General features: G+C 32.9%; 23 protein-coding genes. 4 read left to right on the forward strand and 19 right to left on the reverse strand.

Annotation, left to right across the window (positions count from 1 at the left end):
- Nucleotides 1-15: 15 nt before the first annotated feature.
- Nucleotides 16-567, reverse strand: a complete 552-nt coding sequence (locus tag AC0N0V_RS13115; RefSeq protein ID WP_474458409.1) for a helix-turn-helix domain-containing protein — start codon at nucleotides 565-567, stop codon at nucleotides 16-18.
- A 462-nt stretch (nucleotides 568-1,029) separates the two neighbouring features.
- Here AC0N0V_RS13115 and AC0N0V_RS13120 point away from each other — a divergent pair, with 462 nt between their 5' ends.
- Complete coding sequence (locus AC0N0V_RS13120; protein WP_474458411.1) at nucleotides 1,030-1,920, forward strand: sulfite exporter TauE/SafE family protein; 891 nt, start codon at nucleotides 1,030-1,032, stop codon at nucleotides 1,918-1,920.
- Between the two features lie 301 nt (nucleotides 1,921-2,221).
- Here the strand turns inward: AC0N0V_RS13120 and AC0N0V_RS13125 are convergent, their stop codons facing one another.
- From AC0N0V_RS13125 to AC0N0V_RS13160, 8 genes are all read right to left on the reverse strand, one after another.
- Nucleotides 2,222-4,390, reverse strand: coding sequence for a sensor histidine kinase (locus AC0N0V_RS13125; protein ID WP_474458412.1), 2,169 nt, complete (start codon nucleotides 4,388-4,390; stop codon nucleotides 2,222-2,224).
- Nucleotides 4,365-5,069: a response regulator transcription factor gene (locus AC0N0V_RS13130; RefSeq protein ID WP_474458414.1), complete on the reverse strand. Its 705-nt coding sequence runs from the start codon at nucleotides 5,067-5,069 to the stop codon at nucleotides 4,365-4,367. The genes AC0N0V_RS13125 and AC0N0V_RS13130 overlap by 26 nt, the downstream gene beginning before the upstream one ends.
- 354 nt (nucleotides 5,070-5,423) lie before the next feature.
- Nucleotides 5,424-6,314 (reverse strand): methyltransferase domain-containing protein, encoded by an 891-nt coding sequence (locus tag AC0N0V_RS13135; RefSeq protein ID WP_474458415.1) that lies wholly within the window; start codon nucleotides 6,312-6,314, stop codon nucleotides 5,424-5,426.
- Between the two features lie 548 nt (nucleotides 6,315-6,862).
- Nucleotides 6,863-8,170, reverse strand: a complete 1,308-nt coding sequence (locus AC0N0V_RS13140; protein WP_474458417.1) for a sensor histidine kinase — start codon at nucleotides 8,168-8,170, stop codon at nucleotides 6,863-6,865.
- Complete coding sequence (locus tag AC0N0V_RS13145) at nucleotides 8,160-8,846, reverse strand: response regulator transcription factor (protein WP_474458419.1); 687 nt, start codon at nucleotides 8,844-8,846, stop codon at nucleotides 8,160-8,162. The genes AC0N0V_RS13140 and AC0N0V_RS13145 overlap by 11 nt, the downstream gene beginning before the upstream one ends.
- A 130-nt stretch (nucleotides 8,847-8,976) precedes the next feature.
- On the reverse strand, nucleotides 8,977-9,669 hold the full coding sequence (locus AC0N0V_RS13150) for a sialidase family protein (protein WP_474458421.1): 693 nt from the start codon (nucleotides 9,667-9,669) through the stop codon (nucleotides 8,977-8,979).
- Between the two features lie 152 nt (nucleotides 9,670-9,821).
- Complete coding sequence (locus AC0N0V_RS13155) at nucleotides 9,822-11,048, reverse strand: MFS transporter (RefSeq protein ID WP_474458423.1); 1,227 nt, start codon at nucleotides 11,046-11,048, stop codon at nucleotides 9,822-9,824.
- 388 nt (nucleotides 11,049-11,436) lie between these two features.
- The gene (locus AC0N0V_RS13160; RefSeq protein WP_474458425.1) at nucleotides 11,437-12,006 is read right to left on the reverse strand and encodes a phosphatase PAP2 family protein; all 570 of its coding nucleotides are present in this window, start codon (nucleotides 12,004-12,006) and stop codon (nucleotides 11,437-11,439) included.
- Between the two features lie 535 nt (nucleotides 12,007-12,541).
- Between AC0N0V_RS13160 and AC0N0V_RS13165 the strand changes: the two genes are divergently transcribed.
- Nucleotides 12,542-13,000, forward strand: a complete 459-nt coding sequence (locus AC0N0V_RS13165; RefSeq protein WP_474458426.1) for a staygreen family protein — start codon at nucleotides 12,542-12,544, stop codon at nucleotides 12,998-13,000.
- Between the two features lie 95 nt (nucleotides 13,001-13,095).
- On the opposite strand, the gene AC0N0V_RS13170 is transcribed toward AC0N0V_RS13165, so the two are convergent.
- The 7 genes from AC0N0V_RS13170 to AC0N0V_RS13200 form a co-directional block, all read right to left on the reverse strand.
- Nucleotides 13,096-13,899: a pseudouridine synthase gene (locus tag AC0N0V_RS13170; RefSeq protein WP_474458428.1), complete on the reverse strand. Its 804-nt coding sequence runs from the start codon at nucleotides 13,897-13,899 to the stop codon at nucleotides 13,096-13,098.
- Nucleotides 13,900-14,231: 332 nt separating this feature from the next.
- Nucleotides 14,232-15,368, reverse strand: a complete 1,137-nt coding sequence (locus tag AC0N0V_RS13175; protein WP_474458429.1) for a phosphomevalonate kinase — start codon at nucleotides 15,366-15,368, stop codon at nucleotides 14,232-14,234.
- A 40-nt stretch (nucleotides 15,369-15,408) separates the two neighbouring features.
- A complete protein-coding gene (locus tag AC0N0V_RS13180) occupies nucleotides 15,409-16,767 on the reverse strand; it encodes a tripartite tricarboxylate transporter permease (protein ID WP_474458431.1) in 1,359 nt (452 codons plus the stop codon).
- 1 nt (nucleotide 16,768) lies between these two features.
- The gene (locus AC0N0V_RS13185) at nucleotides 16,769-17,041 is read right to left on the reverse strand and encodes a hypothetical protein (protein WP_474458432.1); all 273 of its coding nucleotides are present in this window, start codon (nucleotides 17,039-17,041) and stop codon (nucleotides 16,769-16,771) included.
- A gap of 87 nt (nucleotides 17,042-17,128) precedes the next feature.
- Nucleotides 17,129-18,103 carry a diphosphomevalonate decarboxylase gene (gene mvaD / locus AC0N0V_RS13190; protein ID WP_474458433.1) on the reverse strand — a complete coding sequence of 325 codons (975 nt, stop codon included), beginning with the start codon at nucleotides 18,101-18,103 and terminating at the stop codon, nucleotides 17,129-17,131.
- Between the two features lie 15 nt (nucleotides 18,104-18,118).
- A complete protein-coding gene (gene mvk, locus AC0N0V_RS13195) occupies nucleotides 18,119-19,084 on the reverse strand; it encodes a mevalonate kinase (RefSeq protein WP_474458434.1) in 966 nt (321 codons plus the stop codon).
- 199 nt (nucleotides 19,085-19,283) lie between these two features.
- Nucleotides 19,284-19,619, reverse strand: a complete 336-nt coding sequence (locus AC0N0V_RS13200) for a winged helix-turn-helix transcriptional regulator (RefSeq protein WP_474458436.1) — start codon at nucleotides 19,617-19,619, stop codon at nucleotides 19,284-19,286.
- A gap of 227 nt (nucleotides 19,620-19,846) precedes the next feature.
- Here AC0N0V_RS13200 and AC0N0V_RS13205 point away from each other — a divergent pair, with 227 nt between their 5' ends.
- On the forward strand, nucleotides 19,847-20,155 hold the full coding sequence (locus tag AC0N0V_RS13205; protein WP_474458437.1) for a cupin domain-containing protein: 309 nt from the start codon (nucleotides 19,847-19,849) through the stop codon (nucleotides 20,153-20,155).
- Nucleotides 20,156-20,260: 105 nt separating this feature from the next.
- On the forward strand, nucleotides 20,261-20,668 hold the full coding sequence (locus AC0N0V_RS13210) for a hypothetical protein (RefSeq protein ID WP_474458439.1): 408 nt from the start codon (nucleotides 20,261-20,263) through the stop codon (nucleotides 20,666-20,668).
- A gap of 209 nt (nucleotides 20,669-20,877) precedes the next feature.
- Here AC0N0V_RS13210 and AC0N0V_RS13215 read toward each other — a convergent pair whose 3' ends face one another.
- From AC0N0V_RS13215 to polC, 3 genes are all read right to left on the reverse strand, one after another.
- Complete coding sequence (locus AC0N0V_RS13215) at nucleotides 20,878-21,636, reverse strand: YoaP domain-containing protein (RefSeq protein WP_474458441.1); 759 nt, start codon at nucleotides 21,634-21,636, stop codon at nucleotides 20,878-20,880.
- A gap of 230 nt (nucleotides 21,637-21,866) precedes the next feature.
- Nucleotides 21,867-22,217 (reverse strand): DUF2200 domain-containing protein, encoded by a 351-nt coding sequence (locus AC0N0V_RS13220; protein WP_474458443.1) that lies wholly within the window; start codon nucleotides 22,215-22,217, stop codon nucleotides 21,867-21,869.
- Between the two features lie 366 nt (nucleotides 22,218-22,583).
- Nucleotides 22,584-26,927 (reverse strand): DNA polymerase III subunit alpha, encoded by a 4,344-nt coding sequence (polC, locus tag AC0N0V_RS13225; protein WP_474458444.1) that lies wholly within the window; start codon nucleotides 26,925-26,927, stop codon nucleotides 22,584-22,586.
- Nucleotides 26,928-26,934 lie beyond the last annotated feature (7 nt).

A 26,934-nucleotide genomic window follows, 5' to 3' on the forward strand; every position in this document is an offset into this window, starting at 1 on the left:
GCACATCGAGTTAATTTAATATATTGGTGGACATATACTGCTTATACCAATGACCTTTTCAGAAGTTGGATTATAAAACCTATGAGGTATATTTTCTTGTATATAAATGCTATCTCCTTTATTTAAAATATACTTCTCTTCTGCTAGATATAGCTCAATAGTACCTTCAATGACAAATATACACTCATCTGCTGGATGTATCATTAACTCCTCATTGCTCCAGCTGCAAGGATCCAATTGAAAGTATATAATCTCCATTTTAGAATTCACTTCTTTATCTGAAGCCATAGGAGTAACAAATTCGTATACAATACTTGAATTAGGAAGTTCAAGTTTTTTTCTCTTATCTGCTTGAATAAGCACATTCTGCTTCCTCTCATCAGTTAAAAACGTATAAATGGGTACTTCTAACTCAACAGAAATTTTTCTTAATGATGAAATAGACGGATCAATAATATTTCGCTCAATTTGCGAAAGATAACTAGCTGTTAACTCCGTTTTATCAGCTAGTTCATTTAATGTTAACCCTTTCTCTTGTCTTATCTCTCTAATTTTAGGTCCTAGCAAAAGTCATCCCTCCTTACTTCTATAAAAATTTTATATGTTTCTAAGTTACGTTAATTAAATCTCTACCTAGAGCATCACATAAAAATATTATCATGTATTAAACTATCTTAGTTATTATTTTATATTATTTTTCTATAATGTCAATTTTCTAACTTAATCTTCTGTATAGAGTTACCATAGTGAAAGTTAACTTTCTCCCTGTACATATACCTTCAAATAAATCTCACTTTTACTTCATTAAGAAAATTTCACATATATGATATAGCACTAATTAAAATATTAAGTTAGTAAAATCATATGTACTGAACCGTATTACAAAATTTTTTAAAAAATTTACCGTAGAGTAATAATTGCAATTTTGTAAATTCAAATTATATTGAAAAAAAAGAAAATTTATTGTAAAATAAAATCATCACAAATAGAAAACACACGAAAAAAGTAGAAAATTAAAAGGAGGGAAATATGTTAAAAATAATACTATCATTTATGGTTTTAAGCGCCATCTGGTATTCTCTTTTGCTCACAAAAGATTATATTAAAAAGAAAAAAGCTGGTACTTTAGAAGAAGGAAGCTTTATAAAACTTGGACTTATTGGTATGTTAGCTAATTTTTTTGATACTTTAGGAATAGGAAGCTTTGCCATAGAAACTTCTTTATTTAAAAATTTTAAAATAATAGAAGATAAAAAGCTTCCAGGAACTCTGAATGTGGCTAATACTATACCTACTATTGTAGAAGCACTTATATTTATGACAGTTATAAAGGTAGATCCCGTAACACTTTTTAGTATGTTAACATCCGCAGTTCTGGGTGCCGTTATAGGTGCTAAAATTGTTTCTAAATTTGATGAAAAAACTATTCAAGTTTCTATGGGCTTAGCTCTCTTAGCAGTGGCTGCCCTTATGACTGCAGGCCAATTAAAACTTTTCCCTGTAGGGGGAAATGAAGCTGGTCTTACAGGAATAAAGTTAATAATTGGACTTGCTGGTAACTTCCTATTTGGTGCACTTATGACAATAGGTATAGGGCTTTATGCCCCTTGTATGGCTTTAATCTTTGCACTAGGAATGGGTCCTCAGGTGGCCTTCCCTATAATGATGGGATCTTGTGCATTACTAATGCCTTTTTCATCTTATCAATTCATAAAAAGTGGAGCGTATTCAACAAAAGCTTCAGTGGCTATAGCTATTTTAGGTTCTATAGGAGTGTTAATAGCTGCATATGTTGTAAAATCATTACCTTTAAATATTTTAAAATGGGTAGTTGTGTGCGTAATAGTATATACATCCTTTATTATGTTTAAATCATCAAAAGCTAATAACAAAAAACAGTCTGATGTTTATACCGCTTAAAACTGCATACACTCTAAAAACTTACTTAAATCTAGTATTAATTATGGATAAAAACTTCTTCTGAAGATAGAAGTTTCTCAGGTATAACGAAAACATTTATATTTTATAGTCAATATAGATATAAACCCTTGAATACAAAAAAGAAAATAACTAGTCAAGGATGTCAGTCCATTTTGTATAAACCACAGAAGTAAGTTCCGTTGATAATTGTTCTATCAAAGGGCTCTACTGACATGGTGTAACTCAAGATGAACTACCATACTTACTAGTTATTTTTTGAATATGTCTTATGTTGTCCTAATTACATATTAGTTTTTACAAAAGTAATAATAACTTTAAATAAATCTCCATCAACACTTATATTTAGTTGTCCACCTTGTAATTCCACAAAACTTTTAGCAATAGCTAGCCCCAATCCTGAACCATCTGTATTACGTGCCTTATCTCCTCTTACGAATCTTTCCATGATTTCATTAACATTAAAATCTATTTCAGCAGCAGCCATGTTTTTTAATGTTATTTCAACCGTTTCTTTTTTAGAAGCAATATCTATATACACTCTAGAACCGGTCATTGCATATTTCGTTATATTGATTATGAGATTTTCAAACACTCTAAACATTCGCTGACTATCTAAAGGCAGAATTACCTTTTCTTCTGGATAACTTGTTTTTACAACTAATGAAGACTTTAATATTTTGTCATCTAATTCTAATAAGGTTTGTTTCATCAAAGACACTACATCCACGTTAACAACATTTAAATTTATATTTCCACTTGTAGCCTTGCTAACCTCAAATAAATCTTCAATTAACTCCTGTAACCTTTGTGATTTTCTATCCAAGGTATTTAAATATTCCTTACGTTTTTCCTCTGAAAGGTTTTCATTCTTTAATAAGTCTACATAAGTTATTATAGATGTTAACGGAGTTTTTAAATCATGAGATACATTAGAAATAAGCTCTGTTTTCATTCTTTGACTTTTCACTTCTTCGTGAACAGCCTTTTTAAAGCCCTTTTGTATGCTTTCAAGTTCTTTCTTAAAAGCACTAAACATACCTAAATCTCCTTCAATGGATATATCCAAATTACCTTCTGCTATTTTACTTGTGGCTTCAAGAAGCTTATTATACTTATTTCTTATATCAGTATAATGCTTTCTTATTATCACAAATAATATTACAGTGTAGATAATTGCTGCTATTATTCCCAAAAACCATATACAGCTAATTACAGATAGTATTATTAAATTTATTCCCAATAATATTATAAGTTTCTTTGTATTATTCTCCTTTAAATCTATATCTAGAGAGTATTTATATAACTTTTTATAACCTCTCCATGTACCCCTTAAAACTTTATATATCAATGAATTGTCCTTGATATATTGTTTAATTCCAATTTTAAAAGCATGCTTTAATATAACGATTCCAATAAATATTACCCCAAAACATACAAACCAATAAAGCACATTTATTATATCTGTCAATACATTATCAACTAACGGACTTAAACCTATTTGAGAAACCCTAACTAGATTGTACATTATTGAATGGGTTATTATAGAAGCATACGTCCCCAGTATTGATATTAGTATCATAAAAATTACAACACCAATTAATTCTATAGGTATTCTTGTAATTTTTTTCAAACATATTAGCTCTTTTGAAATTTTATATGGAATTATAAGAGCAACGACAAATATAAGAGCAAGGGCTATAATTAAATAGGGCCTAGACGCTTTTCTATAGGAATTAATTTCTTTACTATTTTTATAAGATACTATCTTATCGCTATAGTTTAAATTCTTTTGGACAGCATATACATAGGTCATGTTCTTGATAGGCCTCATTTGCAAATCATTTATAGTTCTTGTATCAACATTTTTGAGTTCCTGTGTTACAACAGACATATCTGCACCATAAAGTTTTTTAATTGCGATTTTTCCAGATTCATCATAATCAATTACTATATAGAAACTATATTTTTTATTGAAAGTTTCAATCATATTGCTATCAACATTATCATTTAGCAGAAGGTTTATATCTTCCTGACTTCTTTTTTCTACTAAATTAGTATCCTTTTTTATAGCATAATATTCTAAGTTTTTTAAGTCATTATCTAAATCTCTGTAATAGTTATATATATTATTATTAAAGTTCTTCCTATAATGCCCAAAATTATCCTCAACACTGTCATCATATTTCTTTTCTGTATCTAAAATAACATCTGAGGGTAAAATTTCCTTGTTTTCTTTGTTTTTTATAATATCAAAATATATACCATAATTACTATTTTTTATATCGAATAAAAAATCCCCTTCTTCAAAGATATTAGTTTGATATTTTTTTGCTTGCTCCTTTATAGAAGGATATGTAGAATACATTCCTAATGAAGCAAGTATAATTATTGTTAAAATAATTGCATTTATAATATATTTAGTACTATTGCTTTTCAATTTTGTATCCAACTCCCCACACCACCTTTAGATATTTTGGATTTTTAGGATTTATCTCTATCTTCTCTCTTATATTTCTTACATGTACCATAATTGTGTCTGTGCTTACTGCTTGTTCATTCCATACTCTCTCATATATTTCTTCTGCTGAAAAAACTCTTCCTGGACTTTTCATAAGTAGTGTAAGAATCTTAAACTCACAAGGGGTTGTCTTTACTAAATTGCCATCTATAGTTACTTCCTTTGTCTCTAGATTAAGCTCTAAGCCACCTATTACAAAACTATTATCTTCTTTACCACTTCCTTTAAGCATATTTAAAAACTTGTTATATCGCCTTAACTGAGAATTTACTCTTGCCAAAAGTTCAAGAGGTCTAAAAGGTTTTGTTACATAATCATCCGCTCCAATATTTAGCCCCATTATCTTATCAACCTCTTCAGATTTTGCAGATAATATTATTACTGGAAAATCATAACTTTCCCTAAGCTTCATTGTAAAGTTTATACCATCCATCTTAGGCATCATAACATCTACAATTGCTAGATGTATTTCCTCCTTTTCTACTATTTCTAAACCTTCCAGTCCATTATAGCCAATAAAAACCTTATACCCCTGGTTTACTAGGAAGGCTTCTATTGCAATTGCTATATCTGGCTCATCTTCTACCACTAAAATATTATATATATTCATCCGTACATACCTCTTTCTTTTACATTTTCTAAATTATATAATATCATAGTTATTTTTATTTTACATTGTCTCCTTTCCTTTCTATACATTTATGATACTTTTAATTTTTAAAGATAACCTTGTGATAATTCTAAAGATTTTCTAAAGATTAGCCTAAAAGTCTTAATTATTCTTCAATACTAAATAAACAGGAACTTAAAGTTCCTGCTATAATGTCAAATTCCATAGCTAGCTCCCTGCTCAAGCTTGCTATAAATTAATATTTTTTAATATTTAGTAACACTCAATTATGAAATATTAAATTTAAAAAGCATTCTTACTAATACTCCTTTTATATTTCATTAAATAGTGCTGCTATCTTTTCTTTCCCACAAGTATGGTTAAATCCAAAGATATATACGAAATATTTTTTTCTAATATATAATTTAGCTTTTCGATACTTCTTCCCCATGTTAATGGTGTCATCTTAATAAAATGCGGTAAAAGTTCCTCATTAACAGTAAACTTATAGTTGATATTTTGAATATCAACAACATCTAGCCTTTGTCCAAAATAATTAATTACCCTGCTATTAGAATAGTTACACGTATCCATATCATCATAGATTGTCTCACGTAATTCCTTAAGATACTGTGTTCCTGGAACCACTTTTATAACAATTCCTTTGTCATTTAATATTCTATCAAATTCTCCATAATTAGCTGGAGAAAGTATATTTAAAATAACGTCAAAACTCCTATTTCGAAAAGGCAGTCTTGCCAAATCTGCTACACACCAAATAATATCAGTATTGTTACTTGAAGCTATGTTAATGCTATCTTTTGAAATATCTACTCCAATAAAAGTATCCATCGAATTTTCTTTAATCTTTTTAAAAATATCGCAAATATGTGATCCTTCACCACATCCTGCATCTAAAATGGTCCTCTTTTTTTTTGGACTCGAATTTTCATATTCATCAATTATTTTCGTCAACGCTTCAATTAATGGATCATAGAAACCAGCTGTACAAATCTTATGTCTTGCTTCAAATAATTCTTTAGAATATACAGGAGCATTGCTTGATGTTAATAAATTTATGTAACCTTTCTTAGCCAAATCAAAGCAGTGCCTAGAATTACAAGTTAGACTATTAAAGTCATTTATATACATTGTCCCACTACATACAGGACACTTGAAAAGCCTCTGATTTTTCTTTATCAATTCTCTAGCCATATCTTTTTTCTTAATACTTTTTATATACATATTCTTAAATTCACCTCATCTAATAATCTGATGTGAACTCTTGAAAATGATCATTCTCAATTAACAAAAAAAGGCTGCAAATGAACATAATTCACCTGCAACCCTGTATACTCTTATAAAATATAGGCTACCAAAAACTGCATTAAGGCAGTCTACGCTTAATGTCTATAATAAGATACGCATTAAAAGTATATGAATGTTCATTGCAAGAATCCTCAAATAAGGTATAACTAATAAACCTAAGCTACTAGGTTTTTTTACCTTATCTTATATTTAGTTATTTAAATTAAACTAAATTACGGAATCTTATAAAGAATATTCCTACTCTTAACACCCTTAACACCTCACCTATTTTTATTTCGACTAATTATATCATAAATTTTATTAGTTATCAACAGCCCTGAAGTAAAGAAACCTTGCTTTTGTATGGTTCATACCTATCTACTCTCAGTAGCTCTAATTAATAAATTTAGTATCATTAGATGTATTATTCATAAAACACACCTACACTTACGTTTTCGCAACCGACGTTTTAGTTGATACATTCATTATAGTCCTAGTGTAAAAGTAAATGTCGTGAACTTATCTTCCACACTTTTGACATGTATCTCGCCTCCCAACCCATCAATAATAGTTTTTGCAATTGATAACCCTAAACCATAGCTGCCTTCTTCATTCGTTCTTGATGGATCTGCTCTAAAAAATCTATCAAAAACTTTGTGCAGATCTTGTTTCGCTATTCCTTTTCCACTATTTTTTATAGAATATATAACTTGACGTTTTGATTTTACTAGTGATATATTAATCTGTCCATTTTCATTTGTATATTTAATGGCGTTATCGAGTAAAATCGCAATAACCTGCTTAACTCTCTCCGGATCGCTTTTAACGATTATATCAGGATCTATTGAACGAGAGAGTTTAATACCTTTTTCAAGCATTACGGTTTCCATCGACAATATAACCTCATTGATAACGTCACTAATATTAAATGACGTTTTCTGTGTATCTAAATTTACACCCTCTATCTTCGCCAAAGTCAAAAGATCATTTATAAGTTTTGTCATTCTATCAGTTCCGATTCTTATATAGTCAAGCCATTTTAATTGACTTTTGATGGTTTCCTCCTGATTTGCCAAAAGCGCGTCATAATTAGCATTAATAATTGAAAGTGGTGTTTTTAATTCATGGGATGCATCAGCCACAAATTGTTTTTGCTTTTCCCATGCTTCTGCTAATGGTTTAATTGCCCGGTTGGCAAAGTAAAGGCTGACAATAAAAATAACCATAAGCGTAATTAATCCCACAAAGAGTAATGTAATAAACAGCTCAAAAAGTGTTTTATTGAATTCTGTGACATCTAAAAATACAATATTAAACCTATTTTCATCAGAAGTGAATTGCTCTCCGTTTTCTTGAACAACATGCATGCTGATTTTATTAATATTATATCTCCACTGTTTGCCATCCAAGGTGATTATGGAATTGTTTTTTTCATTCCTCCAAGCAGTCTCTGCCGCTGTACGATAAGTTTCGTCAGGCATATCGACAAAAGAGTCAATTTTTAAAATCTTGCCATTTGCGTCTACCTCAATATTAAATGAAGGAGGACCATCCGAGGAAAACCTTTGGGTGTTGTACATAGTTTTTCCTTTTTCCTTATCGTCAGGCGAATCTCCCTCTATTTTTATTTGCATTTCAGATCGTATGTTCAATTTATTTTGAATCTCCGTATGTGTGTTGCTATAAGTAATGAAATAAATGATAGCAAATGCAGCAATCATCACCATCGAAGTAATTGACATATTAAGAATGAGAAATCTATTCCGCAGCTTTGTAAACATTTTATTCTCCATCCCTTGCCGTTCTTAATACATATCCCACACCCCGTATTGTTCGAATGGAAACGTCAGATTCCAGTTGAGTTAATTTTTTTCGCAAAAGAGATACATGTATTTCTACACGATTATCTTCGGCATCGGTATCATAACCCCATAGTTTTTCAATAATAATTTCTTTTGAAATAATCATTTTATTTCTTTTTATCAGCAATTCTAATACTTGAGATTCTTTTAGAGTTAATGTTACCTCTTTATTTCCACAGGCAAGATGCAGTATAAGGGGATTAAGCTCAATATCTCCATATTTAAGTACGCCATCCTTTATCAGCTCCGTTTTTCTACGTCCCAATGCACGCAAACGAGCTAAAAGCTCGTCGGTGTGGAATGGTTTTGCTAAATAATCATCAGCACCACTGTCAAGACCACGTACCTTATCCCCTGTTTCACCTCTTGCCGTTAACAAAATAACGGGAGCTTCAATTCCTTTTCTACGCAATTCTTTGAGTATACTTATACCGTCCATTTTGGGAAGCATGATATCAAGAATTATTATATCGTAAATGCCAGAAAGCCCACAGTCCAACCCATCTTCACCATTATGCTCTAAATCAACGCTATAGTGATTCTTTTTAAGTACTTGAGCAACAGCTTCAGCCATATACTTCTCATCTTCTACCATTAAAATTCTCATTTCTTACCTCCTTGTCTGCAAATTCAAGCTAACAAAACAAGATATCTCCACCACATAGGAGCTAATTTCAGCTCCTATGCCATGGATGTTTTTCTTATTGACTCTGAGCAGATTTGTAGTTTTATGCCAACTAATTCCCTATTGTTACGCTGTCCTCTGCACCAGCAGGGGCCTTTTCGCTCCAAGTCTTGCCACCGTCTGTAGAGTAGCTTCTAACTCCGTTTTCCATTTTGCTAAGCATACCTTTTCCTTCACCATCTTTAGACGGAATACCGTTTATCATGCTGATTTTGCCATCTTGGCCTATTGTTACACCATCAGGAACCTTTTCGCTCCAGGTCTTTCCACCGTCTGTGGAATAACTTCTAACTCCGTTTATCTCTTTGACCAATAAACCTTTCTTGTCACCATCTTTAGCTTCAATATCGTTTATTATAATTCCTTTTCCATTATTATCTATTTTTACACCATCAGGAACCTTTTCACTCCAAGTTTTACCACCGTCTGTGGAGTAGCTTCTAACGCCATTTTCATCTTTAAACTGTATGTCTTTCATGCCACCAGCTTCGTTTTGTATAACTATTTTTCCACCTTTTATTTTTTCACCTAGTATTGCCTCATTAGGAGCAACTTTGCTCCAGGCCCTCCCCCCATCCGTGGATGAGCTTGTAACACCGTTTTCCATTTTAAGCTTAAAAGGGTTTGTAGAGTTTGCTGCAAAAACCGTTCCAGCACTTATTGTTGCTACAACCGTCCCACAAAGAATAGCTACACCCCCTCTCTTTTTTGTTGCGTTCATTATTGATAAGATTTTACTTTTCATATTCATAATACCTCCGAAAAAATTTTTATAAGCAGCTGTCTTACAATTAATATAATAACCCTTATACCTTTAGCGAACCTTTAATAAAAATTTAATTGGAGAGATTTCTATCAAATGAACGATATAATTTTCTTATTTACTGCCTTTAAGAACTATTTTTCAGACTTTAAATCTGATTTACCAGCCTCAACTAACGCTTTATCACCTATTAAGAAAAAGCCTTGAACGAACATCATAATTCCGGTTATAATAAGCAGCCATTCTATTTTTATTATGTCGGACAGTGGTCCAAATATAAGCATTCCCATTGGCATCATAACACTTGATATCATAGCAAGAACGCCAAATACTCTCCCAAGAAAATCCCCCTCTACCTTCTCCTGCAATAATACTGTAGATGGTGTATTAAAGATTGGCATAGCAACTCCAATTAAAATCATGAAAATTAGATATACCCAAAATATGGGGATAACTCCAAGTGCAAAGGTACTTATGCCAATAATAAGGCTTGACATTGTCATTGTATGAATCTTATTTTTAAAACCACCCCAGTAAGCCATGATTATACCACCTACCATCATTCCGGCAGAAAAAGTAATCTCGATTGCTGTAAGACGCCAAACATCGTTTCCAAATGTACGTGAAACTTGCAGTGGCGTTAAAAATGCAGCAGGTGACACAAGGACAAAGAAAAATGCGCAAAAGATAAAGAACTTTTTAACATATTCATGATTTTTAATATAATTAACCCCCTCAACCATATCACCAAAGTAACTAGTTGACTGCTTTTCCAAGGCCTTTGCATGAACTGGAACATGTAAAAACAAAAGTAATGTCAATACTCCTATAGCCGCTGTAACAACATCTATAAAAAATATTGTTTCTATTGGAGCCATAGTTAAAAGTGCACCACTAAGCATAGGCGATACAAGCATAACAAGTGATTGTATGCTACCATTTGTTGCATTAACCTTTGTAAGTTTATCTTCTGGTACAATTTGCGGGATAAAAGCTCCTACAGCCGGAATTTGAATTCCTGAACCCAGTGCACGTATAGCTGAAATCGCAAATAGAAGCCATGTGTATTTATGCCCAGTAAGAAATAGTATCGCTAAAACAAGAGTCGCTGCTGCAATCATAGAATCTGATAACATAATCAGTATCTTTCGATTATAGCGGTCAGCCCAAACTCCTGCAAAAGGAGAAATAAAAAATGCAGGTAGAAAACCGCAAATGATTGATATAGTCATCATTATACCAGATTGCGTTTTTAACGTAATATACCAGGTAATTGCATACTGGACCAACGATGATCCAAAGAGAGATATTGTTTGGCTGGTCAAAAATAATATTGTATCTCTTTTCCAATTTCTATTCATATTTGTCATATACACTCCTACTATTATTTATTTGGTAAATATACTTGTAAAATTGTTTGCTCTATTATATTCATTTGTAAATCACAGGCCATATACTAATTGTTTCCATATATATTATCCCCCCTTTTGACTTTATTAAGATTATTTTTATCCATTATCAAAAGAAATACTATATAGAGCTAGTACTGGTGCTATCAATAATGAAAGTCCATGCTATACCAATACTTATAGAAATAAAAAAAGCTGAAAATGAACATAGGTCCACTTACAGCCTCATAATTATATAGCCTAAATATAAACATGAAATATGGAATTTTAATCTATATAATTTATTGTTAAGATATATAAATTAAATTCTTATATCATATCTATAAATGTAGCAAAAATGCTAAACATAAATTAAATGCTTATAAGCAAAATTCAAATGACCTATGATTTCACTGTGAAATATATTTATCACCAATCTGGAACACAAAAGTCCTAAAATAATTCCTATAACTACATCCGTTGGATAATGTACATTTAAATAAATTCTAGAAAAAGCAATTAATGAAGCTAAAATTACCACCAAAATACTTAGTTGATTATCCATCATAATAAGTATACCTGCTGCGGCAAATGAAGATGCAGTATGGCCTGATGGAAAAGAATATGTTATAGGCTTAGATATTAGCAGTTTATTTTCTTTCATATTATCAAAGGGTCTTGTCCTCTTTATTAGGTGTTTTATTAACCCTTCGCCAATAATTGTAGTTACAATTAGGGAAGTAATTATCATATAGCCTTCAACTCTATAATTCTTACTATTCATCAAACATATTGAAATAATCACCCAAACTATACCTCCATTGCCCATGGCAGTAATCAGCGGCATTATTTTATCAAGTATTGCATATCGAAACTTTTTATTTATTAGATTCAGCATCTTCACATCTATATTTTGTAAATAATTTATCATATAAAATCACTTCCCCTCTAGGTCTTTATTTATTATATCATTACATTCAATATGTTGTCTTTAAACGAATTTCAGGCAAATTTATCCTTACCACATTTTTTTATATATTTCTGAAACCTTTTAGTTGATATATTCATTATGCAATATAAAGTTTAAGAATAAATTAGAAATAGCTTAAGTTTTTCTTAATTTTATTCTACCTTTAGCTATATAATAAAAATAATATATTAGCAAGCTTCTCTTTCTTGATCATATAATGATATAGGTAAGCAATGTACCAACCAGATATAACTATATAATCACAAGCACCTTATTTCAATTATACATATATGACTGAAAAACAGCATAAGGTATGGTTTGAGGATGCACGATCAATTCAAGTGAAATTTAACCTTTTAAAGACGCTAAGTCTGCAATGCGTAAGTTATTGGAAATTATAATTTTTTCCCCACAAAACTAACTGTTAATAGATAACATAGTAGCTATTTCCAACATATAATGATTATGTTAGAAATAATATGCAGGAGCGAATTAAATGAGTAGATTAAACCCTGAAAAGCTTTCAGTGGAATTTAGAGAAGGAGTCACTACTACAGAGCCTATTATTCCCAGACGCTATACACTTACTCATTCTGATATAACAGCAGAGCTTTTTTTAACTATTGGATTAAGATATGCCTATGACAAAGTTAATGCCATGAGAGATGAAGTACTTGGTGAATGGATAAAAAAAGGAGAACGCTATCTTTATTACGTGTATTTATATGTAGATGGTCAATTTGGACCAGTAGCAACCTCCATACGAAACTACGTGTTTAGACGTGAATTACCACTTGCCTTGGAGGCAATCAGATATGGTGATAGAGAATTTTTTACTGTACATCCTAAGTTAAATAATTCTTCAATAATAGTTTTCTTCATGTCAACTAATCCTCAATTTAATAAAATAGAAAACTGGGGCACTTTTTCAGACTATGATATTAGAAGTTCCTAATAGAGTTCCCCAAATAAATACCTTTCGTAAAGACAGATTTTAGCTCTGGAAATGAAAAAGAGGATATCCTTTTAATATCCTCTTTATTTCATAAATTAAGACTTATTTAATTGTTGATACTCTCCTAATAACTTTTCAATTTCCACTTCTGTTAAGAATCGATACTGACCTTTTTCCAATGATTCATCTAGTGTTAATCCTCCAATGGAAACTCTCTTTAAATACACCACATAACAGCCTACTGCCTTTAACATACGCTTCACTTGGTGCTTGCGTCCCTCTGAAATAGTAAGATATCCAGAAACAACGGGCTGATCATAACGGTTTGAATCTATATTATATAAATTTTCAATATCCATTTCATGTTTAAGCTCTTTATATATTCCACATTTTTGCACTTCTATTTTTGCAGGCTTCGTTAATATTTCACCTTTTCCGATGTAAACACCTTCCTCTAATTGCTTCCTATCTTTCTCCTCTAAAGAACCCAAAGCCCAAAAGAAATAAGTTTTTTCAACGTGTTTTTGTGGGCACATTAATTGATGTTCAAATTCACCATCATTGGTAAGCAACAATAATCCTTCTGTATCTTTATCTAATCTTCCAACATGAAATACTCCATCCATGTTAACATCAGTAAAAAAGTCAAATACTGTTTTATTAACTATATCCTTTCTTGCAGTAATAAAGCCAGCAGGTTTATTAAGCATATAATATACTTTTTCAGTATAAGTGATTACTTTGCCAAGGTATTCAATAACATCAGAGCTTTCGTTAATTTCTATTGCAGGTTTTGTTATTACGTCTCCATTTACCTTCACCATACCTTCTTTGATATAAGTTCTAACATCTTTCCTCTTTCCAATGTCTGATTGTGCTAAAAATTTGTCTAATCTCATATTTTACTACTTCTCTTTCCTAAAAAATCATTTTATGCCCCTCTTACTAAATAAGACATAAATTTTAGTTCATGATCGCAATAGCTATCCTTATAATTTTAATAATATAACACTATAAATAAAAGTACTAATTTAAATGTTTTTTCAGCGCATTTATCCGATGACTACCCGCTCTAATACTCCCTCGCACGGTGTGAAAGCGACTATCACCAAATCGGAGATTTGGGATATCTGCTTTTCTACAAGAGGGAGTAAAGAGCGGCTACGTCCCTGAATAATGATTTCTAAGCATCAGGTGGAGTTTTAACTCCATCTGATGCCAAGAACTCTGTTTATCTATTACAATATGATGTTATCCATGTTGTATTCTGAATAGAAACACCTGTTTTCGACACACTTAAATTTAAAGGACTAATACCGGCCACCTTCCATGCTTTACACAACTCTTGCATTTGAGCGCCACTCTCTACAAAAGCTATACCACAATCCCCGCCACCTGCTCCTGATGATTTACCGCTTCCAAACTTTTCAGCAATAGAACATAAAGTTTTTAGTTCTTCTGTTTCAATATCAATACCTGCATCTTCACCTAGCTTCTGGAGCACTCTACGATTTTGTGCAAGACTATTAATGGCTTCTGTACAATCCTTTATCTCAAAGCTATGAATTAATCGAGCTACTGAAACGGAGCTTTTACTTAGAAACTCATTATAGGCTTCTAAATTGCGGTCACGAAAATTATGGATACTATTAATCATAGGTGCTGTTGCTGCTGCTTCTTTTGTCCAACCCACAGCCAATTGAAGCAAGATTGGCGGCGTTAACGGCCTAATAGATAAATTTGTCCACGATTCCTCTACCATTTCTATTAGTTTTTTCTCTTGCTCTAATTCATTCAATACCCATTTTGCGCTAAAAGCAGAGTACTCAAGCCATCCTCCATAAACAGCAGCGGCAATATCAGCACCTGAACCACTTTTCTGTGTTTTTACATGAGCAATGGCTGAAAGTTTAAAAATTTGATCAAGTTCAAGAGCTTCTTTTTCTTCGCTATACAAGCGTAATATAGTAGAAATAACTGCAACTACAATAGCTGCACTAGAGCCGAGTCCATATTTTTTACCTGTTGAAGGATCGTCAAGTTCACTTTCAATCCGTAATTGAAATGGGCGAAGTATCACCGATTTTTCTTGTAAAAATTGGTTCACTGCAGAGATCGAATTTTGAATAAAGTTTAATCGTGAATCCGATACACTGAATTCCACTCTTTCATCACTTATTTTCCATGTAATATCTTCTAATCCTAACTGGGGAATGGATAGCTGATTTTTCCCAGATGGTTTGATATAAGCTGTTACATAACGGTTTACGGCCGTTACCACGGCTTTCTGATTCGGTTCGAGTACAGCATACTCTCCAGCAATCATAAGCTTCCCTGGTACTTTTATACAATAGCCTGAATAAGTCATGGTTATTCCTCCTTTATCCTAAACTTATAGGGTACTTTCGCTATGAACCTGCTAATGTTTTAATAATCCATGGTGCCGAGTATAGAACCATAAATTGAACACCGTAATTAACTCCCAAGCGATATAACATTCCCGCTACAATCCCTATTAAAATAACACCAGCAATATTAATAAAACCGCCATCCATAAAGGCAAGCAATAGGACCAAACTAAAAAACACACCTAACATTGCCTCATGCGGTATTCTTTTAAATACAAAAGCACAAATTTGCTGTGAATACTTTACAGTAACAAAATAAGTAATAGCTGACGCTACCACTGCTCCAATAAGAGTTGCCCAAACAAAATCCGAACTAGATAATAAGTGATGCATATTATGCTTTAATGTATAGACTGGTGGAGCATTAAATAACGGATTTCCTGGTCCAAGAGCTACAGGAGATAACGGAATACCTAAGGCGATAAGAGGAATCAATATTCCGGAAATATAGGTTGCCTGAGCTAATGCTTCCATACAGGAAACTGCAAGAGAGGCTTTTTCCACCCTGTCTTTTATCCGGCTAGCAAACAGTTCTCCAAAAAAGGTAGTAAGCCCCACAGGGCTCAAAAGAAAAGTAACTGAACCAATGAGAGAAGCTATAGCACTATAGCCAATTTCTTTTTTCGTTAAAATCTTAAAGGGATTGGGGAACTTTTTAATTTCCTGCTCCTTTTTTAAGTAAATAGTCTTTTTATCAAATCGTTCTAGACTATCTCTTTTATCTTTATTGAGCAACTCAAACAAAGTCAAAATCACAGGCCCTATAGTAATTCCCAAGAAAAAAGAAATAAACACATTAGTTCCCTTTGGTACCGTTCCAATGCCCCAATAAAGGTAGCGAAGACCTTGAATCAATAAGGCTAATGGCAGTATTGAGGCAAGGGCCACCCATCTTTTTTTACTCATGAGCGCTAATAATATGGCTCCAATAAAAAATATCGGATCTCCATACTGTTTAATAATAGTGGCGAAAGGAATTATAGCGCGGGCTAAAAATAGACTCACAGGTATGGATACAAAAGTACCAATAATAGCCCCTGAAGCAATTTTACGGATACTAGTATCTGTTAAGCCAAATTTTTTGAGTACCATGGCATGTTCTACCATTGGAGTTGACATGACACCAGCAGGGATTCCTGCTATAGAAACAGGAACCGCATCAATTAATTTACATGCCACAATAGCTGAAATAAAGAAAGAAAGGATCACAGCCGGGTGTGCTCCTGATAATACAAGTACCAATGTGATGGGCGCAATGGTTGCAGTTTCATCTGCACCTGGAGCGGCACCAATAATGGTGTACATAACAGCTGCAATAACAGCAGCAAAAACCATTTGTAAAATCAAAGCAATATTCATGTTAATCCTCCTGATCCGTTTCTATAAATATTCTTTTAGGTTTGATAAAAATAGTACAAATCACAAAACCAATAATTGCGCCAGATAAACCAAAAAATAATGGCTTAGGAGGCTCTTTAGGTGCAAGAAAATATCCGCCAAGTGTAGCTATGCTGCAGATAATAAGTGCTATAACTAAATCTTTAATACTAACGAGATCCTCCCATACCTCAATATTCTGTTTTGAGGCCTCACTTTCAGGTAATTCTTTGATTTCTGTGTGTATGTTATTCATTACCTCAACTCCTATTATTTAAATTGTCTTCATCTATATCAAACAATACTTCTTGTCTTACAATCATTAAACCTTTGTTTATGAGCTTTAAAGATAGTTGATCCCTGAACCTGGATGACAAGTTAAAATATTTTGCACAGCAGGCAGCGTTAACAGAGATTCATACACTTTTTTTTCGTCTTTGGGTAGACAAAGCACCTTCACATTTGGGCCAGCATCTATGGTAAAAAAAACTGGGATACCAGATAACCTGAGGTTTTGAATGTGATGCATTACATCCATCGTTCCACTTTGCCAATACATAATCGGAGGCTCAGCCCCAAGCATGGTGGCATGCATCTTCAGTGAATTTGCTTCCACTACTCTCCCTAACATTTCAAAGTCTCGGGACTTTATGGCCTCCTTCGCCGTTTCAAAATCCTTTTGGACAGTATGAATCCATCCAGGATAAAAAGGCGAAGTCTCAACCGTACGCTTCATACCTTCCCTACTGGATACCTTCTTTTGCTTAGATGCTACTAAAACTGATAGAATGCTAATATTCCACTCCTGTTCAGATAAAATCTGATTTGCAACAGAATCTTTTCCATCTGACTGTTCACCTTTTTGCCATTCCACGTACCCACCATAAACGGAACGGCATGCAGAGCCTGAACCTTGACGGGCTAATATGGACAATTCCTTTTGATTTAACTCCAAACAGAGCGCCCTTGATGCTGCTGCTGCTAATGCCGCGAAGCCTGAAGCAGAAGAAGCAAATCCAGCTGCTGTAGGTACTTTATTTTCAGAGGTAACTACTGCATATAAGTTGCTGCCAGCCAATTTCCTTATGCGATCAAGAAACTGTGAAACCTTATTAAACTCAGCATCACTAGCTGAGTTGTCATTCAACAAAAAAATATCATTAACGAGGTTCTTGCTAAATTCAACGGTTGTTATTGTGTAAAACCGATCAAGCGTAATAGATAAACTACTATTCATAGGCAAAAATAAAGTCTCGTCACGTTTCCCCCAATATTTAATCAATGCAATATTAGTATTTGCTTTTGCTGTAGCTTTCATTTGTTTATCCTCCTTTTACTCCTTTGAAACATAGAGAGTATCTCTTTCGCTTGAAAAATACCAGCTTTTAAAGGCACCTGATTTCATTAATTCATTTGAGATTATTTTGGCGTGCTCCAAACTGCTAGCAAGCGCCATCATGCACCCTCCTAAGCCTCCGCCTGTCAGTTTTGCTCCTAATGCACCTATATTTCTTGCAGTTTCAATCAATCTATTGAGACCATCATCACTGACACCAAGAGTCATAAGTTCCTCCTGATTACAGTCAAGTAATTTTCCAAGCAAATTCATATTTCCATCTAGAAGAGCGCCTTTGGCCTCACCTACAATTTTTTCTATTTGATCCAAGGATTTTTTCATTTTTACCGGCTTCAAAAGATATCTCTTTCTCACATTTTCCACTGCTGTGTGTGTATCACCGATTCGTCCAGTATCCGCAACAACGATGTATAGCGGTTTAACTGCCTTAAGAGGCACTGCCTCTTTTCCCTTTTGAAACCAGATTGGACATTCATTTGATACCGCAGCCATATCAATTCCGCTTGGTTTTCCATGAGCATAGGTTTCAGCAATTTGAACAAGGTAAAATAATTCCTTTTGTGAAAGCTTCTGTCCATAGAAGGAAAATAAACTTCTTACAATGGCAATTGCAATTGCAGCACTAGAGCCTAATCCACGACCTAATGGTATTAATGAATCAACTCTAATACGTATACCGTCAAAAGATTGCTTTAAATAGTGTAATGTTCCTTTGATGCATGCCGAGATTCCTCTCATTTTCACTGGCATACTGTCAATAGGTCCGGTATAAATAGCAGATTCAAATATAATGACTCCAAATGACTCCTCAATCATAGCCCTTACCTTCAGCGGGAAAGGAATCGCAATAGCAGGCTTCCCATGAACAACAGCATGTTCGCCAACTAAAATCAATTTACTATGTGCATCGCTGACAGCTATTTTAGTAGAAACTGTATTCATATAAATCCATCCTTCATTATTAACTTATAAAGTATAAAATAAGCCCATTTTCTTATGAGCTTATTTTATTCGAAATTAATATTTATTGATAATAATAATCCATTAATAGCAAATTGTCAAATAACACTTGTTTTTAGCATATTTTATTTTTTCTATATTGTCTTCTCATTTTATATTATAAAAATATAAATACTCCAATTTAATCTTTATAAAGGTGTTTATTAGCTTTTATATAATCTCCCCCCCAAATATTCATAGAATCTAAAACTGGCTTTAAACTCTTTCCTAGTTCTGAAAGAGAATATTCAACCTTTGGTGGAACTTCAGGGTATACCTTTCTAATAATCAATCCATCAGCTTCCATTTGTCGAAGCTGTTGCGTTAACATTTTTTGACTTATTCCATTAATTCCATTCTCAAGTTCATTAAATCTTTGTGTTCCATCGTCATGTAAATTTCTTAAAATAAGAACTTTCCACTTGTGACCAATAAGTTTAACAGTCTCTTCAATTGGACATAACTTACCACATGTCATTTGCATTCTCTCCCATCATATATAAATTTAAAACTTACTGTTTAGTTAGTGTAATACGAAATAGTGCCTTCTTGTAAAAAGTTAATATGGATTATATTATAATACTGTAAATCAGGAAAACATAGGAGGAAATTTTTTATGAAAAAATAAAATATATTTTGCTATAAACAATAATAACTTTAATAATCAATTTGGATATGCATTTTAAATTTAGGAGATGAATAATTATGAAAATATTAAATGTTAATGATTTTACAGAAAAAACTAAAAGAAAAGCATTATTTACAGAAGGTACAATGGACGCAGGTATTTTATTCTATGAACCTGGTGAAACAATGACTCCTCATAAACATTCAAATTTAGATGAAATATTCTATGTAATTAGTGGCGAAGGAATAATAACTGTAGATGGCAAAGATATTTCAATTAAAGAGAATGATGTAATCCTATCTCCAAATGAAGAAAGCCACGGATTTACAAACAATGGAGATAAAAAATTAGTTATTCTACAAGTAAAAAACACTATTGTAAAATAACTACAACATCTATAAACATTAGAATAAAAGGGTCAGAGGCTTTTATTCTAATGTTTACTATATCAAAGTATATAAGAAAGGATGTATTATATGTACTATATATCCATGATAATCACAATTTTAGCAACTGTAGTATATAATATCAGCCAAAAATCTATTAATCAATCAATAAATCCGTTTATATCCATGTTAATCACATATATTACCGCAATAATATTCTCGGTATTGGCATTAATTATATTACCAATAGATCGCAATATTATAAATTCTTTAAAACAATTAAATTGGGCAAGCTATCTATTAGGACTATCTGCATTAGGGCTAGAAATAGGATATCTATATATCTATAGAAGCGGATGGAATATAGCCATTGCTCCTCTTTTTGTAAGTATAATTTCAACAATCGTGTTAATTGTGGTAGGTATTTTTATTTATAAAACTAAAATATCCTTTATTAATGGATTAGGAATATGCTTAAGCATAGTTGGTTTGATCTTAATGAATAAGAAATAATTAGAACTTGTTGGATATTAACATTAATTATTTTGAAAGCAAATAAAAAGATGCCCCATCCTTGCAAGATTAGCATCTTTTGTGAAAATTAATTTAATCTAATAGCCCTAAAACAAAGTAAATATTCTTAGGATTGCTTAGTGTTAGCTCACTAAGCTTTTCTTATTTATATGAGACTGAACTTTTATAAAATTCAAATCTGTTTTAAGTTATAAATTATTTTCATCAAGAAATTTAATAAATTTCTTTTCAGTAAAAATATCATTCGTTATAAAGTTACCATTGAAAAAAAAACTATATGTTGTAAATGGTGATGAGGCATTCTGGGCTTGTTCTTTACTTGTATACTTTTCTATTTTTAAATCTATCCCTCTACTCTCTGCTATTCCTTTTACTATATAAACGTATTTTTCAGTATATGGACATTGATTACTATAGTATAAATTTAATCCCTTTTCTATTATTCTGCCTTCTTTAGCACATGGTTTAATTGTAGGTATTATCTCATCTTCCTTAAATGGAAGATATAAGAGTTCATAATATGGATTTGCTGTATCTGCTATCTTAAATCCTTTATATTTTAGATATTTACCATCACTTAAATATGGCATTTTATTTTCAGATGATAGAATAACTAGTCCTCTTTTACCTTGTTCCTTACTATCTCTAATGCATTCATCTAGCAGAACATTTGAAATACCTTTTCCTTTATATTGTCCCGATACCCAAAAACAATTAATAACCATATAACCATCTGCATCAAATGGATACCAAGCATTTTCCGCTGGTATATATTCAATAAAAACTTTACCTCTAACATTTAACTTTTTAAAAGATAGTCCATCTCTTAATTGTTCTTTCATCCACTCTTTCTTAGACTTTACACAATTTTCACCTTTCTTATCAGAAATCACACAACATATGTGCTCTTTATCAATGTTATCTTCAGTTATATTAACAATTTCCATAATACACCTCCTTACCACTTTTATTATATCAGTTTAAATATGACACCACTATGCCTTATTTATATTCGTTACTATACCTATGATAAGGTGCCTAATCTAGAAAAAATCACCTTACACTTAATAATATCAATACTTTCCAAAAAAACCTTTATTTATGGTATGGCTCAACAAAAAAACACCGATTCTTTTATATCTTACATATGGAATCAGTGTTTCTTCGTTTTTAATCATTATTTCCTCAAAATCTTATCCATCGCTTTTCCCTTTGCTAACTCATCGATTAGCTTATCCAAATAGCGAATTTCCTGCATAGTTGCTTCTTCAATGTCTTCCACTCGGACACCACAGACAACCCCTTTAATCAAAGTCCGTAAAGGATTAAGCTTAGGAGCTTCCACAAAGAAAGTCTCAAAATCTATCTGGTTTTCCAGTTGCGCTTCTAGCCCTTCCTGGCTATATCCTGTCAACCATCGAATGATTTCATCGACTTCTGTTTTCGTACGTCCTTTTTTCTCCGCCTTCATAACATAAAGGGGATAGACACTTACTACGCTCATTGTATAAATATTATGTTTGGTCATGATATATCCTCGCTTATGTAATTTTCTTTATTATATCACAAAAATAGTCGGTTCAAACGAAGGTTCAGTTTATTTTTTATTATCGATAATCAACTTATTCTTTTTTATTTGATTTTTTAAATTACACACTTTTCATCAATTCAATAACAGTTTTATTTATACTTAGTCTAGATACTCTAACCATATATATTTTTAATATATCCTTTCTTTTTAGCTATTTTAAATATAAAGCTTTCTTAAATATACACAAACTAAAATAATCTATAGCAGCATTTACATCGAAAATAGAGCCCCAGGAGACTCCTGGGGCTACTTGCATATTACCGCTACATAAAAGTAGTTTGCTTTAGTTAAATATGTGCTTCTTCAGATTACATCAAAAAAGCACATTTGATCACTTTCAGGAAGACCTTTTAAACATCCAAACTTTTTAAGTGAATCTATAGAAGAATTACCAATCTTAGCACGTTTCTTTAAATCTTCTATGGAGCTAATAGGCTTTTCTTCTTGGACTGCATTATATATACCTTCTGCTGCCACATTTCCCATACCAGATATACTGTTTATAGGCGGCCTTATACCATCCTCCTCTATCTGGAACTTAGTAGCATGAGACTTGTATAAATCAATTGGTAGGAATTTAATGTCTCTCTCGTACATTTCTAAAACTAATTCTAAGTCATCATACATATCCTTATCCTTAGGTCCAGCTTGATTTCCCATCATTTCAATTTCCTTCATCTTTTCTTTAACCTTTTCCTTGCCGAATATCATAAATTCTGCATCAAAGGCCTTTGCTCTGATAGTAAAGTATGCTGTGTAATAGGCTTTAGGTATGTGAACCTTAAACCAGGCTATTCTAAAGGCCATCATTACGTAGGCAGCAGCATGGGCCTTAGGGAACATGTATTTTATCTTTTTACAGGAGCCTATATACCACTCTGGCACTTCGTGCTCCCTCATTAAAGCTTCATATTCCGGAAACTTTGGGTCTTTTAATGCCTTTCCCTTACGCACAAGCTCCATTATCTTAAATGCTGAATTTGGAGGCAAACCCTGTTTGATAAGATACACCATAATATCATCTCTGGTACATACTGCTTCACTTATGCTGGTAACTATTTTTTGATCGATTAAATCCTTGGCATTTCCAAGCCACACGTCGGTACCGTGGGAAAGTCCTGATATACATATTAAATCCATAAAGGTTTTGGGCATTGTATCTAAAAGCATTCCTCTTACAAACTTAGTACCAAACTCAGGAATACCAAAGGTTCCTACCTTGGAATTTATCTGATCTGGTGTTACACAAAGGGCTTCTGTGGATGAAAATATAGACATAGTAGCCTTATCATCCATAGGTATAGTTTGAGGATCCACTCCTGTCAAATCCTGCAACATTCTTATAACTGTCGGATCGTCGTGGCCCAGTATATCTAGCTTCAAAAGATTCTGATCAATAGAGTGATAATCAAAATGTGTTGTTATAATATCTGAATTTGGATCATCAGCTGGATGCTGTACAGGGCAAAATTCAAAAATTTCTCTTCCCTTAGGAACTACTATGATTCCACCAGGGTGCTGACCAGATGTTCTTTTTATACCTGTACATCCCTTTGATATTCTGATGATTTCTGCCTTATTTACTGTAATGTTTTTTTCCTCGAAATATTTTTTAACGTATCCAAAGGCTGTTTTTTCTGCTATGGTACCTATAGTTCCAGCCTTAAAGGTTGTGCCCTTTCCAAAGATGACTTCTGTATATTTGTGGGCCTTTGCCTGATACTCTCCTGAGAAGTTTAAGTCTATATCTGGCTCCTTATCACCATTGAATCCCAAGAAGGTTTCGAAAGGAATATCTATACCGTCCTTAGCTAAGTTTTCTCCACAAACAGGGCAAACCTTATCAGGTAAGTCAAAACCTAGTTTTATACCGTAATCCGCAAAGTCCGAATACTTGCAACTAGGACACCTATAATGAGGCGGCAAAGCATTTACTTCCGTTATACCAGTCATATATGCAACAACAGAAGAACCAACAGATCCTCTTGAACCTACCAAATATCCATCCTCATTTGATTTCCATACTAGCTTTTGAGCTATAATGTACATCACGGAGAAACCATTTTTTATAATAGAATCAAGCTCTCTGTCAAGTCTAGACTGAATGATTTCAGGAAGCGGATCTCCATATAACTCATGTGCCTTCTCAAATGTAATATCCTTAATAGTCTGCTCACAGCCATCTATATGTGGTGTGGCTTTTTCCGGTGAAATAGGACTAATTCGTTCACACATATCCGCTATCATATTGGTGTTTGTTACTACCACCTCATAAGCCTTTTCCTCTCCTAAATAAGAAAATTCCTTAAGCATTTCCTCGGTAGTTCTTAAATATAATGGAGCTTGCTGATCTGCATCCTTAAAGCCCTGCCCTGCTTCTAGTATACGTCTATATATCTCATCCTCAGGGTCCATAAAATGAACATCTCCTGCAGCTACTACTGGCTTACCAAGCTTCGCTCCAAGGTGCACAATTTTTTTGTTAATTTCCTTTAGATATTCTCTATTTGGTACCTGCTCTTGCCTTACCAAATATTCATTGTTTCCTAAAGGCTGAATTTCTAAATAATCGTATTCCTCTGCTATTGCTTCAATTTCCTCTTCGGATTTACCTAAGAGAATTGACTGATACAGCTCACCTTCACTACAAGCACTACCAATAATCAAACCCTCTGAGTATTTTTTAAACATGCTCTTCAATATACGAGGCTTTTTATAAAAATAATCTAAACTTGAGAAAGATACTAATCTATATAAATTCTTTAACCCTACATAATCCTTTGCCAATATTGTTGCATGGAAGGTTCTAAGCTTTTTATACGCTTCCTTCTTAGCCACCTCGTCAGAACCGTATATATCTATATCTTCAAGGGTTTTTGCGCCTCTTTCTACAAGCTTTTCAAGCATTATCTTAAACACCTTAACGGTAGTATCAACGTCATCTAAGGCTCTGTGTGCAACTTCCACCTTTATTCCAAGGTTTTTAGCAATTCTTCCTAGTTTATAGGTTTTAAAATCTGGGAATACTTCTTGTGCCAAGGTCAAGGTATCCACATATGTAAAATCAAAATCATAACCTAAAACTTTGGCATTATGCTTTAAGAAGTTTATATCAAATGCAGCATTATGGGCAACCAAAACACTTCCCTCAATAAACTCTAGCATTTTAGGAAATACCTTATCAATAGTTTCTGCATCTCTTACCATATCGTCCGTTATATTGGTAACCTCAATAACTTTTGCTGGAATAGGCTTTTCAGGATTAACAAAACAACTAAACTTATCTAATACCTTTCCATCTTTAACCTTCATGATTCCTATTTCAGTAATTTTTTCAGTTACTGGTGAGAACCCTGTGGTTTCCAAATCCAGCACACAGTAAGTAGTATCAATACTCTGTCCCTTAGGATTTGTTACAGAAGGCTTTTTATCTGGTGCTAAGTAAGCCTCCACTCCATATATAACCTTCATATCAGAGTTATCTCTTCCTAGGAGTTTATGGGCCTCAGGAAATGCCTGCACCACGCCATGGTCCGTTATGGCAATAGATTTCATGCCCCAGCTCATAGCTCTCTTAATTAAATCAGTGGCGCTAGTCATAGCATCCATCTGACTCATTTGCGTATGCATGTGAAGCTCTACCCTCTTCACCTCTGCCTTATCCTGCCTCTTAATCTTCCTCATACCCTCTGTTTCTACTATGGTATTAGCAATCATCTCAACTTCTCCGGAGAAATTGCTATAGCCTGCATTTCCCACAAGTCTTACACCCTTAGCCTTTTTAAGTTTAGACAATACCTCACCGTCTTCACCAGGCTTTAAGAAGGACTTACAGGTCAAGGAACTTGAACCGTCATATAAATCAAAGGAAACTAATGTTTTTCCGCTTCTTAATTCCTTTGCTTCTATATTGGATATTTCACCCTCTAAAGCTATCCTTCCCTCATCTGGTGTAATATCAGTAATTTTAATTACAGACTCCTTAATTTTAGAGTTTCTACCTAATATCAGGAATGGATCTACTTTTTTTCCATCAAGCTCTGCTTTTATTTCTTGTTTATTTTCTACAGTTTCCTTGAACGGTTTAGGAGTATTATTGCTTGGTACAGTCTTAATTTCTCTCTGTGCAAGCACCATTTCCTCTTCAAGTTTATCCTGCATCTTCATTAGATCTTCACTGCTTACATTATCGATAAAATTTATTTTATATGCTGTGCCATAAAAGTTTTTTATAGCTTCATAGACTTTTCTATCATAATCCATAGACTTTAAAAAACCTGATACTGGAATATCAAAATTAAAATCTATGTTGTTTTCAGAAACTTCATATTTACTATTGTTTAGTACTGCTTTTAAGGCTGGATACTTAACTGCAAGCGTAAATATAATATTTTTTAGTTCTTCTTCTATTGGTTTTTTATTCGTCCCTTCAGCATACTTTACAGTAATCTTAGAATCTCTTAATGCAAATCTTTCTCTTATAAACTTATTGAGACCTTCAAATTCTCCTATTTCAATATATTTATCCGAGCTGATTTTCATTTCTAGGGTTTTAGTTTTTTTACTTAAGACTACCGCTTCGACGACTGCGGTAGTTATATTCCCTCTTGCTTCATAATCACTAAAAATTTCATTTATCTTTTTCATGTTGCTC

This window comes from Clostridium sp. CS1-1, assembly GCF_056135525.1.